This window comes from Chryseobacterium sp. KLBC 52 (assembly GCF_003347605.1).
GTDB lineage: Bacteria > Bacteroidota > Bacteroidia > Flavobacteriales > Weeksellaceae > Chryseobacterium.
Genome location: NZ_QDFZ01000016.1, coordinates 124,392 through 141,663 on the forward strand (window position 1 = coordinate 124,392; position 17,272 = coordinate 141,663).

Sequence of the window (17,272 nt, forward strand, 5' to 3'; positions counted from 1 at the left end):
GATTTTAAAGTGATAAGATCAATAAAAAAAATAAATCATGTACAGATTATATAGAGAACAGCAGCTGAAATGCGATATTGAAACCGCATGGGAGTTCTTCTCATCTCCTCATAACTTATCTGAAATAACTCCAGCCAGTATGAGCTTTGTGGTTCTTTCAGAGAGTGATGAACCTATCTTCAAAGGAATGGAGATAGACTATACAGTATCTCCCGTATTGGGAATTCCGATGAGATGGAAAACAGTCATCAGCCAGGTAGAAGACTACAAAAGCTTTACTGACTTTCAAAAAGAAGGTCCGTACAAACACTGGAATCATTTTCATGAATTTATTCCAAATGAAGATGGAGTACTCATAAGAGATACTGTAGATTATGAACTTCCCATGGGGTTTTTAGGTAAAATAGCCCATCGCATATTTGTAAAAGAAAAGCTCAGAAGTATTTTCGATTTCAGATATAGGGTTTTGGATGATCTTTTTAATAAAAAATAGAATTACAATGAATTTTCTGATTGTTTTGGGAGTTTTTGTGTCAATGGAAGGAGCCACCTGGCTTATCCATCGGTATATTATGCATGGCTTTCTGTGGATATTGCATAGAGACCACCATGATCATAGCCATAATGGTAAACTTGAAAGAAATGATATGTTCTTCTTCATCTTTGCCAGCCCGGCCATCGCTTTATTGTATCTGGGAGTGAAGCAGGAATTCAGTTACTGGTTTTATATAGGTCTGGGAATAAGCCTTTATGGAATGGCGTACTTCTTTGTGCACGATATTTTTATCCACCAGAGAGCAAAAGTTTTTACGAAAACCAGTAATCCTTATTTACTGGCGATCAGACGGGCACACAAACAGCATCATAAGCATCTGGGAAGAGAAGAGGGAGAGTGTTTTGGATTTCTCTGGGTTCCTGTTAAATATTTTAAAATGTATTTCCATAAAAAATGATGAGTTACACTTATATTTTAATAAATTTTTTCACTGTCATAATATGCTTTCTGGCCTCTTTTGACAGAAGGATACAATTCAATAGATTTTTTGGGAAATTTCTGCTTTCATCCACCATCGTGGCCGTTCCTTTTATTATCTGGGATATCTGGTTTACTTCAAAAGGTGTTTGGTGGTTTGATCTTCATTACACTCTCGGATTTAAAATTGCGGGACTTCCCATCGAGGAATGGTTGTTTTTTTACTGTATCCCCTTTGCCTGCGTTTTTACTTATTACTGTATTGAAAAGTTTTTTACCATGGATTGGGTTAGTGTTTTCAATAACCTTATTGTATTTACAGGGATTATTATTCTCAGTGTGGCAGGGCTTCTTTATTATCAGAAAATATATACATTGGTAACTATTGTGATAACCCTGCTCACCCTTTGCTATCTTCATTTTATTGCAGAAAAAGACTGGATAGGAAAAGCCAGTTTTGTATATATTATTCTGATGCCGGGATTTTTCGCCGTGAATGGAATATTGACAGGATCTCTAATTCCGTCACCTGTTGTCAACTATAATCCTGATGACTTTTTAGGGATCAGGATGGGAACAATTCCTGTTGAAGATGCTGTTTATGGCTACACCCAGTTTCTATTAAATATTTATTTCTTTAAAAAAATAACTCAAAATGAAAAATAAAATCATTCTTACCTTATTAGTATGTTTCGGGCTGTTCAACGTTTTGGCTTCTTGTTCTTCTATGCCTGAAAAAGCACAGCCAGTTGAGCGGTTTGATGTCAACAGATATTTAGGAACATGGTATGAGATCGCCAGATTCGACTACCGCTTTGAAAAAGATCTTGATAATGCAATTGCTCAGTACAGCCTTAATGCAGACGGAAATGTAAACGTAGTCAACAGCGGGTACAATTTTAAAAAGAACAAATGGGTTTCTGTTAATGGTACTGCCAAATTCAGAGGAGAAAAAAATGTGGCCGCTTTGAAGGTGAGTTTTTTCGGACCTTTTTATGCCGGATATAATGTAGTTGCCCTGGAAGAGTATCAATATGCACTGATTGCAGGGAAAAATCTGGATTATCTCTGGATTCTTTCCCGTGAAAAAAACATCCCTGAAAACGTAAAGCAGAAATTTATCAGCAAGGCTCAGGAAATAGGATATGATACTTCAAAATTGATATGGGTGAAGCAGAATAAAAAGAGTCCCTTTGATAAATAGATAATCAGTTAAAACTATCATTATTTAATTTTAAGAAAATTTTAACATGTCGTATTTTTTTTTAGGCATGAAGATTGTTTATTTCTATACCAAATACCTAAATATTATATTATGAATAATTCAGATTACAACAAAGCGGAAAAAGCAGTAAACGAAACAGAAAATAATCTAAAAAATGCGGCTAACGATGTAAAATGGAAAGTTGGTGATCTTGCAGATAAAGCCAAGGATTATATCAATGAAAAAAGAAATAATGATGAGGAGGCAACTCAGGAAGATTGGCTGGAAAGAGTAAAATCCAATATTTCTGACACATGGGAGGATATTAAAGATAAAGCAGACGAGGCCTGGGAGAAAACAAAGGATGCAGCTGAAGATGTAAAAGCCGAATGGAGAAAGAAAACAAATTAAAGTTAGTTTGATAAAAGACCAGAACTCTGAAAGTTCTGGTCTTTTGTTATTTATTATGGTTTATTTGTATTCTATATTTACGGTTTCTAATCCGTGGAGATATTGATATTATAAAAATTACCTGCGAAGTGTACTATTCGTCTTTTACCAGCTCTCTCTGTTACCAGTTTTCGGTTTTATCAACACGCGCCCATATTTCTTAAGTATTTTCTACCAATCATAATGCATCTTCCCGTTTTTTTTCATAGAATGTCCTTCCTACAGAATTATAATTTTTTCTAAAAAATAGCAGCAGCCATTCAACGCTCCCACATTTATTATTTCAACCGTAAAATGTGGTATGAAATAGTTATTCATAACCCTTTAAAAATTGCTATGTTTTGAAATATTGTAAGTATTTTTGAAGTTTAAATATCCGTAACCAATTATTGATTTTTACTTCTATGATTTTAATTGTTGATGACAATCAGAGCAACCTTTATTCACTGCAAAAATTACTTGAATCCAAGGATTTCCAAGTGGAAACAGCCAATTCTGGTGAAGAGGCTTTAGGAAAAGCTCTCAAAAATGACTACGCCCTTATTATTCTGGACGTTCAGATGCCTGATATGGATGGCTTTGAAGTGGCAGAAACACTGGCAGATTACAGTAAAACCAAAGAAGTTCCCATTATATTTTTATCCGCTGTCAATACAGACAAAAAATTTATAACACAAGGCTACGCTTCAGGTGCTAAAGACTATGTAACCAAGCCTGTGGATCCTGAGATCCTCTTACTTAAGGTGAAAACCTTCTACAATCTTCAGGAACAGAATATAGCAATGAAAAAGAGCCAGCAGAATCTTGAGCTGGAGGTTAAAGGAAGACGTGAATCGCAAGTGACGATGAAGTCTCAGATAGACCATTTTCATTTAATGCTTGAATCACTCCCACAAATTGCATTTACACTGAATGAATCAGGAACCGTTGATTTTGTGAACGGTAAATGGTATGAGTACTCAGACTCCGGGCAGCATTTTCCTGAAGTGCATCCCGATGATCCCGATATCATAGAAGAATTTGAAAGATGTCGGAAAAAAGGAAAAGCTCTTGAGCTGGAAATGAGAATTAAGAATGTCATTTCAGGGAATTACCGCTATCATCTGCTTAGGGTAACTCCTGTATATGAGGAAAATCGTATTAAAAACTGGGTGGGGACTTTTACCGATATTGATGATCAGAAAAAAGTTGAAAAAGAAAAAGATGAATTCTTAAGCATTGCAAGCCACGAACTTAAAACGCCTTTAACAAGCATTAAAGCGTACGTGCAGCTATTGGAAAGAAAGCTGAAGCTGGATAAAGAAAGTTCCGAAGCGGGATTTGTAATGAAAGTTCAGGGGCAGATTGAGAAACTCAATACACTGATTACAGATCTGCTGGATGTTTCTAAAATAGAAAATGGAAAGCTGAAAATTAATAAAAAACCTGTTAACCTCGAAAATTTGATCAGCAATGCTATTGAAACCATCCTGCAGACCCATGATGAGCAACAGGTAAAGATAGAACGCCATGGAATAAAACCGGATATTTTAATTCCCTTAGACGAAATCCGGATAGAACAGGTACTTATCAATTTTCTCACCAATGCCATCAAATATTCACCCAATAATAACCAGGTTATTGTGAGTACTTTTGTAGATAAAGAAGCCGAAGAAGTAAGAGTGAATGTAACCGACTTTGGAATTGGAATCCCTGATTTTAAACAGGATGCTGTATTTAAAAAATTCTATCGTGTGGAAGAATCTTCACTGCAGTTTCAGGGAATGGGAATAGGCTTGTTTATCTGCTCTGAAATCATCAAACAGCACCATGGAAGCGTCGGGGTTTCCAGCATCGTAGATGAAGGTTCTACTTTTTATTTCACATTACCACTAAACTAATTTTAATGCCAAAAAAAATAATACGAAATCTTCAATTTGGAGTAGGATTTTCTCTGTTGATTTTAATTGTAAGTTCACTGGCCTCCTACTGGAGTATCCAAAACCAGATGAATCATAGGGAAAGTCTTTCTAAAAGCAGACGTTCTGTGACCGCCGTGAAAGATGTTCTGGTTGCGCTGCTGGATGCAGAAACCGGAAACAGAGGGTATCAGCTGACCGGGAGAGAAGACTTTCTTGAACCTTACAGGAGAGGGCTTAGAGAATACCCTAAAGCTTTGGTACGTGCAGAGGCTTTGGATATAGATGATCAGAATCAATTACAAAGACTTGCCGGCTTAAAAACTTCAGTAGCTCAGGTGATGGAGAATTTAAAGCACCTGGTAGAGAACAGGCGAAGAGGAATCATCATGACTCAGCAGCAGATTACGGAAGGAAAAATCTATATGGATCAATGCCGGAAAATTGTCAGTGATTTTGTACAATATGAAGAAAGCCAGCTTGAAATTAAAAATAAAGACCTTAACCGCTCGTCCGGGACCACCGTTCTTTTTATCATTTTTTCCGCCATTGCCGCAATAGTGGTAACTACATTTTTCTATATAAAAATGCGGGCAGATCTTATCCGAAGAGATAAACTGGAAAAAATGCTTAAGGAGAAAGATGAAGAAATGACCCGCCGTGTAAGTGCCATTCAAAGGATTGCCAATAGAGTAGCGAATGGTGATTATAGTGAAAAAGTAGTGGATAATGCTCAGGATGATCTTGGAGATCTTGTTGAATCCCTTAACCACATGACAGAGTCTCTCAAAACCTCTTTTGAGAAAATTAACAAAAGCGACTGGCGCCAGAAAGGTCTTGCTTTGCTGAATGAATCACTGGTAGGGAATAAATCTGTACAGGAAGTTTCGAATAAAGCTCTAATACAATTGACTGAATATGGGAATTGTATTAACGGATCTCTGTATTTGTACGATGAAGGCATTTTAAAACTTAATAAAGCATTGGGGCTGGAATCCAATATGAAAAAAGCTTTTGAGCCAGGTGAAGGAATGGTTGGACAGGCTTTTGTTAATACTAAAACACACGTCTACAATAATCTTCATGAGGATGACTTTGTTGTTACTTTTGCCAGCAGTACGATTAAAATTTATGGTATTATATTATTGCCACTCTTTGCAGACGGCCACATCATAGGAGTTTTGGAACTTGGTTCCACTTCCAACTTTGATGAAGACAGAATAAATTATTTTGAAGAGTGCTGCGTGAATATAGGAATTGCCCTGAGCGCCGCTAAAGGCAGAGAAAAAGAGCAGCAATTACTGGAAGAAACACAGGCTCAGTCTGAAGAATTGCAGGTTCAGCATTCCGAACTTGAAAACCTGAATACGGAGCTTGAAGCACAAACACAGAAACTTCAGGCTTCGGAAGAAGAACTCAAAGTACAGCAGGAAGAATTGCTGCAGGCTAATGCGGAACTGGAAGAGCGTTCAAGATTGCTGGAAGAGAAAAATCATCTGATTGCAGAACGTAATAATGAAATTCAGAAAAAAGTTGAGGAACTGGCATTAAGCACTAAATACAAATCCGAGTTTTTAGCCAATATGTCCCATGAATTGCGGACTCCACTAAATTCAATTCTTCTTTTATCAAGATTAATGACAGAAAATCCGGAGGAAAATCTTAATGAAGATCAGGTGGAATCGGCAAAAGTAATTCATAGTTCAGGTTCAAGTTTATTAACTCTTATCGATGAAATTCTGGATCTTGCCAAAATAGAATCCGGTAAAATGACTCTTGAATATCAGGACGTGATTATTGAAGAAGTCGTAAAAGATTTAAAGAGTCTTTTCAATCCTGTTTTTCAGGAGAAAGGTCTTCCATTTAATATTAGGATTGAAGCAGACGTTCAGAAAGTTATCGAAAGTGACCGCCTTAGAATTGATCAGGTCTTAAGAAACCTTTTATCTAACGCTTTAAAATTTACGACAAAAGGAAGCATAAGTTTACATATCAAAAAACATTCTGAAAAACCTGATTTTGTTATATTTTCAGTTAAAGATACCGGTGTCGGAATACCGGAGGATAAGCAGAAAATTATCTTTGAAGCATTTCAGCAGGCTGACGGATCTACCAAACGAAAATTTGGAGGAACAGGTCTTGGGCTTTCTATAAGCCGTGAAATTGCCAGGCTGCTTGGAGGTGAGCTGGTTCTGAAAAGTGAGGTAGATAAAGGAAGTGAATTCAGCTTTATTATTCCTGTATACGCGGTAACGGAAATTACTCTGTCCGAGACAGATCAGGATCTTGTAGAAGTGATACGGGAAGATGTGGAAGAAATTCAGAATATTCTGGATGATGGTGAAGTAAAATCCGTCACTTTAAATATGCTTGAGATCCCTGAAGATGTACCGGACGACAGAGAAAATATCCGGGAAGGAGATAAAGTTATTTTGATCATTGAAGATGATATCAATTTTGCAAAAGCTTTATTGAAATATGCACACCTGCAAAACTATAAAGCAGTGGTGGTGGTAAGAGGAGATCATGCACTTTCAGCAGCTCTCAAATATCAGCCGCATGCTATTTTACTGGATGTACAGCTTCCTGTAAAAGATGGCTGGGAAGTAATGGATGAGCTGAAATCTGATCCTTATATCAAACATATTCCGGTTCATATGATGTCTGTTCTTCATCTTAAAAAGGAAAGTCTTATGAAAGGTGCAGTAGACTTTATCAATAAGCCGGTAGCACTGGATAAAATGACAGACGTATTCAGAAAGATTGAGGATGCCTTAAAAAAAGGATCTCAGAAAGTCCTGATTGTAGAAGAAAATGCCAAACATGCCAGTGCATTATCCTATTTCCTGAGCAACTTTAATATTTCTCTATCAGTAGAACATACCGTGGAAGACAGTGTGAAAGCACTTACTTCTGATCTTGTTGACTGCGTTATTCTGGATATTGGAAGTACAAAAGGAAGTGATTATCATGTAATCGAATCCATCAAAAGCCATGAAGGTCTGGAGAATCTTCCTATCATCATCTTTACCGAACATCACTTATCTAAAGAAGAAGAACTTAAAATAAAACAGTATGCAGATTCTATTGTGGTAAAGACAGCACACTCTTACCAAAGGATTTTAGATGAAGTAGGACTCTTCCTGCATCTGGTGGAAGAAAAAAACAATTCAGCAGATCATACTACAGGCAGAATGCTCGGGTCTTTAACAGAAGTTCTGAGTGGAAAAAAAGTACTGATTACTGATGATGATGTACGGAATATTTTTTCTTTAACAAAAGCACTGGAAAAATATAAAGTTGAAGTAATTGTTGCCATGGACGGAAAGCATGCCCTTGAGCAAATTCATCACAATCCTGATGTAGATGTTATTTTAATGGATATGATGATGCCGGAAATGGATGGCTACGAAACAATAAAGCAGATAAGAAAAATGCCTGCCTTTAAGAAGCTGCCTATTATAGCGGTAACAGCAAAATCAATGATTGGAGAACGCGAGAAATGCATTACGGCAGGAGCTTCAGATTATATCTCGAAACCTGTAGATATTGATCAGCTATTGTCGCTGCTTCGCGTGTGGTTATATGAAAGTTAAACAGATAAAATTCTGATGAGTAAGAAAATTTTAATTGTGGATGATGATCCACGTAATATATTTGCATTGAAACTCACCCTTAAGGCTCGTGGTTATGCAGTTGAAACCTCCGTCATGGCTCAGGAAGCTTTGGATATGCTAAAGGCTGATCCTGGGTTTTCTGTGGTGCTTATGGATATGATGATGCCTGGAATAGATGGATATGAAGCAGTAAGAATCATTAGAAATACCCCGGAAATCAAACATATCCCTGTTATTGCTGTTACAGCGCAGGCAATGCCAGAGGACCGTCAGAAATGTATCGAGGTGGGAGCTGATGATTATGTTTCAAAACCAATTGATGTGGATCTTCTTATGATGGCAATAGAAAAATTTTCATAAATGCTGGAACCAAGTATCGTAAAAGATAAAGAAATAGAATATCTGATCAACGATGTTTATGAGATGTATGGCTATGACTTTTCCGGTTATAGCAGGGCTTCGTTTAAAAGGAGAGTAAACAGGATATGCCTTTTAGACCGGTTTACAAGCTTTGCTGAACTTAGGTATACCATCATGAATGATAGTGAGTATTTAAAACGTTTTGTAGAAGAAGTTACCGTAAATGTCACAGAAATGTTCCGGGATCCTTCTTTTTTCAAAGCATTGAGGGAAAAGGTTCTGCCGCAATTGGGTACCTATCCGCTGATCAGAATATGGATTGCGGGATGCTCTACGGGAGAAGAAGCCTATTCCATAGCTATTTTACTGAAAGAAGCCGGTCTTTATCATAAATCTCTGATTTATGGAACAGACTTGAATCCTGCCGTGCTCGAAACAGCCAGAGCTGGAGTTTTTCCGCTACAACAGATGAAATTATACTCCGAAAATTATATGCTTTCAGGTGGGAAAAAAGATTTTTCTGATTATTATACAGCCAATTATGACAGTGTAAAGTTTGATGAAAGCTTACAGGAAAAACTTATTTTGTCTACTCATAATTTGGTGTCAGACAGTTCTTTCAATAGCTTTCAGCTGATTATCTGCAGAAATGTTTTGATTTATTTTGATAGAGAGCTGCAGGAAAGGGTATTCAGACTTTTCGATAATAGTTTGGAAAATTTAGGATTTCTTGCGCTGGGAGCAAAAGAAACACTCAGGTTTTCTACTATAGAAAAAAATTATCATCAGATTGAAGACCAGAAGATCTGGAAAAAGCTTGACCATCATTAAATAAGTACGGGTATGAAATCACAGACAGGTATTGAATTAATTGTAATGGGAGGGTCGGCAGGAAGTTTACAGGTCATTATCGAAATGGTCAAAAACCTGGGTGATGCAGTCCCCGTTCCCATTGTACTGGTGATACACCGCAAAGCGCAATCCGGAGATATTTTGCGGACTTTGCTGCAGCAGTTTACGAAAATACAGGTTATAGAAGTGGAAGATAAAACAGAGGTTGAAGATAACACAATATACATTGTTCCTGCCGATTATCATCTATTGTTTGAGAACAAAAAGTGGATGTCACTGGACAGCTCTGAGAAAATGAATTATTCCCGTCCATCCATAGACGTTACATTCAGGTCTGCGGCAGAAATCTACGGGGAAAACCTGATCGGTATTCTTTTATCCGGAGCTAATGCTGACGGTGTAGAAGGATTGGGTTATATTAAAAAAAATAATGGGCAGGTATGGATTCAGGATCCTGATACGGCAGAAATAAAATTTATGCCTGAGCATGCCATAGAAGAAATTGAATATGATTTAATTTTCAGACCAGCTGGTTTGGCAAATTATATAAAGCAATTGTAATATTTAAGAATAAAATAATCTACATAATATGAGTAAAAGGAAGATTTTAATTTTTGATGATGAGACAGCGATCTTAGAAGTAATCACCATTATATTTGAAGAAAACGGATATGATGTCAAAATCTCAGAGACTTCGCATGACATCCTTGAGAAAGTGGCAGACTATCAGCCGGATGTTATCCTTATGGATAACTGGATTCCCAAAATAGGAGGAGTGGAAGCTACAAAACTTCTCAAAAGTACCGAAGCATTTAAACATATTCCTGTAATTTACGTTACAGCCAATAGTGATATTGTTGCTTTAGCATCCGAAGCAGGAGCTGATGATTATGTTTCAAAACCTTTTGATCTTGATGATCTTGAAGCAATGGTAGCGAAACATGTAAAAGAACAGGTATAAAACCTTCTTTACATAACTGATAAATAAAAGATTTCTCAAATCCCTGAGAGATCTTTTATTTTTTTTCCAGGGTCTTAATAATGTATTCCTTTGTTAAAATACGCGAGTTAACATCGTGAATTAAAGAAACCAGTAATAGATACAGTTCTGGATTTTCCATGACGGCCTCGGAAAAGGTTTTAACCAGAATCAATTTTCTGGAAATTATGTTTTGTGCAACGATATATTCGTTATCCACATTGATATCCGCTTTCAATTCTCTTTTTATGATGACATTGAAGTACTTATCAATAAAAGTTTTATCTCTTATTAAATCTATTGGTGTTGTTTCTATATGATCCATACAATTATTTTACTTCAGTTTATTTTTAAACAATTATTATACCGTACTAAAAGAAAATTGATTTTCATAGGTAAATGAAAAAAAGTGCCTTATAACTGGCCAGAATGATGAATACCGTTGGACTGGCATCCAATAGCCCGGATATGAAGAATGACAGAATCCGTTCTGTTGATAAAGTCCTGGTTATATATTGTATTGTTTTTGGTATATTTGTAAACTATTTTTAGATAAAATGAATTACACGCTTATTAAAGACTTTATAGACTTGCTTCAGGAATTTGAAAACGAAGTGCAGGCTTCTCCCGGTGTCTATCCGGGAAACATTCAGGGCTTTAAAGCCTGGATTTCTGATTGCGAAAATACAGGAGCCAATCAGGCTCAGGAACCTTATTGGGAAGGTAAGGAGAATGGGAGAACACCGGAAAGTGCGATAAGTACTTTGCTTGTTCATCTTAACCGGTATGCAAAAACCTATTCAAAGTCTGCCATCTCAGATTCTGAGTTTTCAACCCAGGAAGATTTTATTTATCTGATTAATCTTAAGGCTTTCGGTGAGATGACGAAAATGGCTCTTATCAAAAAAAATATTCATGATAAGCCGGTAGGTATGCTGATCATTGCAAGACTTCTGCGCCAGGGACTTATTGAGCAGACGGACTCTGACCAGGATAAAAGAAGCAAACTGATCCGTATTACTGAAAGAGGATTGCAGATTCTGGGCAATCAAATGGAAAAAATTCGTCATGCTACCAATATCGTTGCCGGAAATCTGAATTATTACGAGAAGATGGAACTGATACGCATTCTTAATAAACTGGATCGTTTTCATTATCCGATTTTTTCACGGAATATCAATTCTGATCAGCTTATTGATACAGTGTATGATGAATATTCATTTAAAGATTCATAAAATCAGGCATGCCAATACAAAAAAGGGGAATCATTTTCGATTCCCCTTTTTTATAGTATCTTATATTAAGCTTCAATAAACTCCAGAAGATCTTTATTAATGGTTTCGTGCTCCGTAGTTGGCATTCCGTGAGGGAAACCTGGATAGGTAATCAGTTTTCCGTTTTTCAACAGTTTTGCAGATTTAATGGCAGAGTTTTCGATGGGAACAATTTGGTCATCTTCTCCGTGAAGAACCAAAACAGGAATATCTACAGCTTTTAAATCTTCAGTAAAGTCAGTCTCGGAAAATGCTTTGATTCCGTCGTAATGTGCCACGATTCCACCCATCATTCCTTGTCTCCACCAGTTTCTTTGTATCCCGTCTTTTACATTGGCACCTTCTCTGTTGTATCCGTAGAAAGGGAAAGTCAAATCAAAATAAAACTGGTTTCTGTTATTCAGAGTCTGCTCTCTGATCCCATCAAAGACTTCCATCGGAACACCGTCAGGGTTGTTTTCACTCTTTACCATTACCGGTGGAACAGCACTGATTAAAACTGCTTTTTTTGCTCTTCCTTTAGAATATTTGTTGACGTAACGGATCACTTCACCACCTCCTGTAGAGTGGCCAATGTGAACCACATCTTTCAAGTCAAGGAATTCAACCAATTCTGCAGCGTCAGAAGCATATTGCTCAATAGTGTGATTGTAGATATTCTGGCTGGAACGACCATGGCCTCTTCTGTCGTGAGAAATCACTCTGTAACCTCTCTGAAGGAAGAAAATTACCTGTGCATCCCAATCGTCTGATGATAACGGCCATCCGTGGTGAAACATTAATACAGGTCCTTCTCCCTGGTCTTTGTAAAAAATCTCTGTTCCGTCTTTTAATTGTAGTGTGCTCATTGTTTTGAATTTTTAATGTTTGGTTAATTTATTTGATAAGTATTTGTTTTCTTATTTCTTCAGCAAATGTATGATGGATAAAGCAGGTAGAAATTAATCTAGTTTAATTTCGTACAATTTTATAATTTTTTTGTTCTGATAGCTATTTCTATCCTCCATTCGACCCACTCAGAATGCTGCTTTCAAAATCCGTATCTACTTTCTCTTCCAAACTAACACATCAACCTAAATTTTTTGTGATTGTAAAAAATCATGGAATTATGTAAAGAATCCCATAAAATAACGGAGGGTGGAAAGCGGAGATCCGGCATCGAGAAAGCGCTCGTCTGGATTATGTCCAAGAAAATGAAGCAGATATTGTTTTGCCTGGTTCAGAATTGGATCAGAGATTTGAAAATGAGATTGAAGATTTTTGTAAAAATCTAAACCAAAAATTGGAAGGTAATTGATCATTATGGCTGTAGAAGCGGGCTCCCGAAGATTGAAATTTACACACTTTTTTCTAATTTGCAGCCGTAAAATAAATTTATGTTTCAAAATATTATCAAAAACATCTCACGGTTTGTTACTTTAACACAAGAAGAGGAAAACATTTATGAAGGTTTGCTGACGCTTCAGAAGTACCCGAAGAAAACACACCTTCTGCGCGAAGGAGAAATTTGTCAGTTTGAAGGTTTTATAAAGCAGGGCTGTACAAGAACTTATTATCTTGATGAAAACGGTTTTGAAGTGACCCTTCTGTTTGCTGTTGAAGATTGGTGGATTACGGATATTGATTCTTTTAATAATAAAACACCTTCGAAGATTTTTATAGAAGCCCTGGAAGATACCGAAGTTTATATACTGAATCCGGAAACTAAGGAGGAATTACTGCAGAAGGTTCCGAAATTTGAAAGAGCATTCCGTCTGATGATGCAGCGGTATGTGGTAACCCTTCAAAACCGCCTGATTAATACAATTTCTCAACCCGCTACAGAACGCTATCTGGAGTTTATCAGGGTTTATCCTACTATCCCGCAGCGCGTGGCACAGTATTATATTGCATCGTACCTTGGAGTTTCTAAGGAGTTTGTAAGTACAATCAGAAAACGTCTGGCTACTAAAGAAAAACAAAAATAGTAAGCATAAAGTTTCCCTTTCTCGAAGTGAAAGTGAAAGTCCGAAGAATTCTCAGGGTGGTTTATACAAAATGTGTAAACCACTTTTTTTATTGGGAATAAAAGAAAAAGACATTTATTAAACCAGTTCAATTTCTGAGATTTTTATCAGTTCTATATTTGCTTTATTAATTTAAACAATAAAAAAATGGTACAGGAAAACAAAACAGCAGAAGGCTTTGGAATGCCTTGGGAAGATATCTATGGATACGCGCAGGCGGTAAAAAAAGGAAATACCGTCTGGATTTCCGGTCAGTTAGGTCACAATAAGAAAGGTGAATTGGCTGAAGGAATGGAAGCTCAAATGAAACAAACTTATGAAAATATCAAAGAATTATTGTCGAGGTATGATATGACGATGGAAAATGTGGTGGAAGAAGTTATCTATGCAATGGATATGACGACGGCGTTTGAGGCGAGAAAAAATCTCAAAACAGAATTTTATGATCATCCTGAAGCGGTAGCCAGTACAATGGTTGGAGTAAGCGGACTTGCATTGCCTGGGCAGCTTGTAGAAATTAAAATAGTGGCAACGGTATAAGTTTCCGGTCTTAATTTTTTGGTCCTTTTGTTCTAAGACAAAAGGACTTTTTTTATTCTGAAAAGTGGGAAATCATAGCAAATCTTTTTGATCTGTTAACTTGATTAATTACTCTTAGTACAGATGCTGATTCTACGATCTTGGTGACAAATCTATATTTTTTCGAGTCTGAGATAGTAATAGGAATTACTCTATCTGATTGAATATCTGTGAACTTTATCATAAAAATATCTGATTAATGATGAAAAAAACTTTGGTAATGTCAGATAATGTTATTAGATTTATAATGAATTCTGAATGACAATATTATTACACCTCACTAAATTTATTAATCATGAAAAAGCAAATCCTTATCGTTGCGCTATCTCTGGGAGCAGTCGCCTTAGGAACCCACCGGGTTATGGCACAAAATTCAGAGCAGGTGAGTACATCAGTAAATATTATTTTATCGGATGTTATTGCAATGGACATTGGCTCTGTTGCTTCAGAAGGTGCTGTAGATTTTAATTATGGGAGCACAAAAGACTATAATTCATCAAAAAATGTGACCGTTCCGAATAGTTTAGTCATTATTTCCTCTAAAAATTTCGATGTAAAAGTAAAATCTGAAGGCACACACTTTGTAAGTGGTGCAAATGTAATTCCTGTAGATATATTACAGGTCAAGGCAATACCGGGCGGAAGCTTGGTGGGAACCCTGAATGAGGTCACTTTATCCACTGCTGATCAGGTGCTGGTGAGTAATGCAAGTTTAGGTACCAAACAGTCTTTAAATATTGCTTACTCCATTTCGGCGGAAAATGCATCCAAGGTCCTTCTGGGAAAACCACAGGGAACTTACACACAAAAAATAACTTATACTGCCACTGCACTGTAAGTAAATACAATTTTAAATAGGAAAGCCCTCAGTACTGTCAAAGTATTGAGGGCTTTTCTATTGATCATATGAATAAACCTTGTAGTGATTTTACTACGTGAACTTCCTTTTTCCACTACAAAGAAACTTTTAGCACCACTATAAATTTGCAGTATACAAAAGATAACAATTAAGTAAAAAATAACAATAAAATATTACCATCATGAAAAAGCAAATCGTAATCACAGCCTTAACTTTTGGAGCCATTATATTGGGAACTAGCAATGTTCAAGCTCAAAATACAACTGCAACTACAACCGTAAACATTACCCTGAATGACGTAATCTCTATCGATGCAGGGAGTACTGCCATTGGTAATACAGTTGACTTCAACTATGTTACTGCAGCAGACTACAACTCTGATCAGACCATTACCAAAGCCAATTCTTTGAAAGTTACTTCTACAAAGAACTTTAATGTTAAAGTAAAAGCAGGAGGTGCTAATTTTATGAATGGAACGAACTTAATTCCTGTGAATGTTTTGACGATTAAAGCAGCTACAGCTGCCGGATCAATGGGTGGAACAAAAAATACTGTAGTTTTATCTGCAACAGATCAGAATTTAGTTACCAATGCCCCGCTGGGAAGCGCATTAACACTGAACCTGGACTATACTATTCCAGCTGCAAAATCTTCATCATCTGATATTTTAGGGAAGCCAGCCGGAACTTATACGCAAACAGTAACTTATACAGCGACTGCTTTATAAATTAATTTTTCATATTAATATTTTGTGATTTGGTGTTTCAAAGGCTTCCTCAGGAGGCCTTTGATTTTGTATGTATTGTCCCGATACAGATAAAATTCAAAATCCGGGAATTTATATTACGACAGCTTTATAATAGAAATAACAGCAATTTATATACGACCTCAATATTTTCTAAGTGCTGAGGGTTTTACTATTTAAGTCAAAATGATAAACCGTGTAGTGATTTTACTACGTGAACTTCCTTTTTCCACTACAAAGAAACTTTTAGCACCACTATAAATTTGCAGTATACAAAAGATAACAAGTAAGTAAAAAATAACAATAAAATATTACCATCATGAAAAAGCAAATCGTAATCACAGCCTTAACTTTTGGAGCCATCATATTGGGAACTAGCAATGTTCAAGCTCAAAATACAACCGCAACTACAACCGTAAACATTACCCTGAATGACGTAATCTCTATCGATGCAGGAAGTACTGCTATAGGTAATACGGTTGACTTCAATTATGTTACTGCAGCAGACTACAACTCTGATCAGACCATTACCAAAGCGAACTCTTTGAAAGTTACTTCTACAAAGAACTTTAATGTTAAAGTAAAAGCAGGAGGTGCTAATTTTATGAATGGAACGAACTTAATCCCTGTGAATGTTTTGACGATTAAAGCAGCTACAGCTGCCGGATCAATGGGTGGAACAAAAAATACTGTAGTTTTATCTGCAACAGATCAGAATTTAGTTACCAATGCCCCGCTGGGAAGTGCATTAACATTGAATCTGGACTATACTATTCCAGCAGCAAAATCATCATCGTCTGATATTTTAGGTAAACCAGCGGGAACTTATACGCAAACAGTAACTTATACCGCAACTGCTTTATAAATTAATTTTTCATATTAATATTTTGTGATTTGGTGTTTCGAAGGCTTCCTCAGGAGGCCTTTGATTTTGTATGTATTGTCCCGATACAGATAAAATTTAAAATCCGGGAATTATATTATAGACTGCACCCAAAAGTTTAGACAAAATTAAACAATATTATTATATGAAAGAGTTCGGTACTGTACCGGACTCTTTCCTTTTAGATTAAGTCTTATCCTGTCGTTATTGTAATACTTGATATACTTCTTTATTTCTTTTTTGAGCTCATCAATGGTTTTAAATTTCTTAGTATAGAACATTTCAGATTTTAAAGTTCCAAAGAAGTTTTCTATTACTGCATTATCCAGACAGTTTCCTTTGCGGGACATACTTTGGATAATGCCTTTTTCTTTTAACAGGTGCTGATAGGCTTTCATCTGATATTGCCAGCCTTGATCAGAGTGGATAATGAGGTTTTCAGTATTTTTAATTTTTCTGAATCCTTTTTTGAGCATATTCACAACCTGCGCAAAGGCAGGCCTTTCTGAGAGATCGTAACTGATAATCTCGCCATTGTAAAGGTCAATTATCGGCGAAAGATACAATTTACTGCCCGAAACGTTAAATTCTGT

At 36.4% G+C, this 17,272-nt stretch carries 21 protein-coding genes; 18 read left to right on the forward strand and 3 right to left on the reverse strand.

Annotated elements, in window-relative coordinates; all coding sequences use genetic code 11:
- The first annotated feature begins 34 nt into the window (after positions 1–34).
- The 11 genes from DDF69_RS16965 (at position 35) to DDF69_RS17015 (ending at position 10,315) form a co-directional block, all read left to right on the forward strand.
- Entirely contained in the window at positions 35–493 is a 459-nt protein-coding gene (locus tag DDF69_RS16965; RefSeq protein WP_114821816.1) for an SRPBCC family protein, read from the forward strand.
- Positions 494–500: 7 nt separating this feature from the next.
- Positions 501–953, forward strand: a complete 453-nt coding sequence (locus DDF69_RS16970; protein WP_114821841.1) for a sterol desaturase family protein — start codon at positions 501–503, stop codon at positions 951–953.
- Positions 953–1,639 carry a lycopene cyclase domain-containing protein gene (locus DDF69_RS16975; protein ID WP_228412030.1) on the forward strand — a complete coding sequence of 229 codons (687 nt, stop codon included), beginning with the start codon at positions 953–955 and terminating at the stop codon, positions 1,637–1,639. Before DDF69_RS16970 ends, DDF69_RS16975 begins: the two co-directional genes overlap by 1 nt.
- Positions 1,629–2,177, forward strand: coding sequence for a lipocalin family protein (locus DDF69_RS16980; RefSeq protein WP_114821818.1), 549 nt, complete (start codon positions 1,629–1,631; stop codon positions 2,175–2,177). Before DDF69_RS16975 ends, DDF69_RS16980 begins: the two co-directional genes overlap by 11 nt.
- Before the next feature lie 111 nt (positions 2,178–2,288).
- Positions 2,289–2,588, forward strand: coding sequence for a hypothetical protein (locus DDF69_RS16985; RefSeq protein WP_114821819.1), 300 nt, complete (start codon positions 2,289–2,291; stop codon positions 2,586–2,588).
- Between the two features lie 443 nt (positions 2,589–3,031).
- On the forward strand, positions 3,032–4,507 hold the full coding sequence (locus DDF69_RS16990) for a response regulator (RefSeq protein ID WP_114821820.1): 1,476 nt from the start codon (positions 3,032–3,034) through the stop codon (positions 4,505–4,507).
- Positions 4,508–4,512: 5 nt separating this feature from the next.
- A complete protein-coding gene (locus tag DDF69_RS16995) occupies positions 4,513–8,121 on the forward strand; it encodes a response regulator (protein ID WP_114821821.1) in 3,609 nt (1,202 codons plus the stop codon).
- A 15-nt stretch (positions 8,122–8,136) separates the two neighbouring features.
- Complete coding sequence (locus DDF69_RS17000; RefSeq protein ID WP_185144364.1) at positions 8,137–8,502, forward strand: response regulator; 366 nt, start codon at positions 8,137–8,139, stop codon at positions 8,500–8,502.
- A complete protein-coding gene (locus tag DDF69_RS17005; RefSeq protein WP_114821823.1) occupies positions 8,503–9,333 on the forward strand; it encodes a CheR family methyltransferase in 831 nt (276 codons plus the stop codon).
- 12 nt (positions 9,334–9,345) lie between these two features.
- Positions 9,346–9,915: a chemotaxis protein CheB gene (locus DDF69_RS17010; RefSeq protein ID WP_114821824.1), complete on the forward strand. Its 570-nt coding sequence runs from the start codon at positions 9,346–9,348 to the stop codon at positions 9,913–9,915.
- A 28-nt stretch (positions 9,916–9,943) separates the two neighbouring features.
- Positions 9,944–10,315, forward strand: a complete 372-nt coding sequence (locus tag DDF69_RS17015; RefSeq protein ID WP_114821825.1) for a response regulator — start codon at positions 9,944–9,946, stop codon at positions 10,313–10,315.
- Between the two features lie 55 nt (positions 10,316–10,370).
- Here the strand turns inward: DDF69_RS17015 and DDF69_RS17020 are convergent, their stop codons facing one another.
- On the reverse strand, positions 10,371–10,658 hold the full coding sequence (locus tag DDF69_RS17020) for a hypothetical protein (RefSeq protein WP_114821826.1): 288 nt from the start codon (positions 10,656–10,658) through the stop codon (positions 10,371–10,373).
- A gap of 104 nt (positions 10,659–10,762) precedes the next feature.
- Between DDF69_RS17020 and DDF69_RS22405 the strand changes: the two genes are divergently transcribed.
- Entirely contained in the window at positions 10,763–10,885 is a 123-nt protein-coding gene (locus DDF69_RS22405; protein WP_262510857.1) for a hypothetical protein, read from the forward strand.
- Between the two features lie 5 nt (positions 10,886–10,890).
- The gene (locus DDF69_RS17025; protein ID WP_114821827.1) at positions 10,891–11,568 is read left to right on the forward strand and encodes a MarR family winged helix-turn-helix transcriptional regulator; all 678 of its coding nucleotides are present in this window, start codon (positions 10,891–10,893) and stop codon (positions 11,566–11,568) included.
- 65 nt (positions 11,569–11,633) lie between these two features.
- Here the strand turns inward: DDF69_RS17025 and DDF69_RS17030 are convergent, their stop codons facing one another.
- Positions 11,634–12,455 carry an alpha/beta fold hydrolase gene (locus DDF69_RS17030; RefSeq protein WP_114821828.1) on the reverse strand — a complete coding sequence of 274 codons (822 nt, stop codon included), beginning with the start codon at positions 12,453–12,455 and terminating at the stop codon, positions 11,634–11,636.
- 528 nt (positions 12,456–12,983) lie between these two features.
- Between DDF69_RS17030 and DDF69_RS17040 the strand changes: the two genes are divergently transcribed.
- The 5 genes from DDF69_RS17040 (at position 12,984) to DDF69_RS17060 (ending at position 16,661) form a co-directional block, all read left to right on the forward strand.
- Positions 12,984–13,574 carry a Crp/Fnr family transcriptional regulator gene (locus DDF69_RS17040; protein WP_114821830.1) on the forward strand — a complete coding sequence of 197 codons (591 nt, stop codon included), beginning with the start codon at positions 12,984–12,986 and terminating at the stop codon, positions 13,572–13,574.
- A 186-nt stretch (positions 13,575–13,760) separates the two neighbouring features.
- Positions 13,761–14,153, forward strand: coding sequence for a Rid family hydrolase (locus DDF69_RS17045; protein WP_114821831.1), 393 nt, complete (start codon positions 13,761–13,763; stop codon positions 14,151–14,153).
- Between the two features lie 334 nt (positions 14,154–14,487).
- On the forward strand, positions 14,488–15,030 hold the full coding sequence (locus DDF69_RS17050) for a peptidoglycan-binding protein LysM (protein ID WP_114821832.1): 543 nt from the start codon (positions 14,488–14,490) through the stop codon (positions 15,028–15,030).
- Between the two features lie 202 nt (positions 15,031–15,232).
- Positions 15,233–15,778, forward strand: a complete 546-nt coding sequence (locus DDF69_RS17055; protein ID WP_114821833.1) for a peptidoglycan-binding protein LysM — start codon at positions 15,233–15,235, stop codon at positions 15,776–15,778.
- Positions 15,779–16,115: 337 nt separating this feature from the next.
- On the forward strand, positions 16,116–16,661 hold the full coding sequence (locus DDF69_RS17060) for a peptidoglycan-binding protein LysM (RefSeq protein ID WP_114821833.1): 546 nt from the start codon (positions 16,116–16,118) through the stop codon (positions 16,659–16,661).
- A gap of 146 nt (positions 16,662–16,807) precedes the next feature.
- On the opposite strand, the gene DDF69_RS17065 is transcribed toward DDF69_RS17060, so the two are convergent.
- Positions 16,808–17,272, reverse strand: a 465-nt coding sequence (locus tag DDF69_RS17065; protein ID WP_114820850.1) for an IS3 family transposase, incomplete at its 5' end; no start/stop codon positions are given.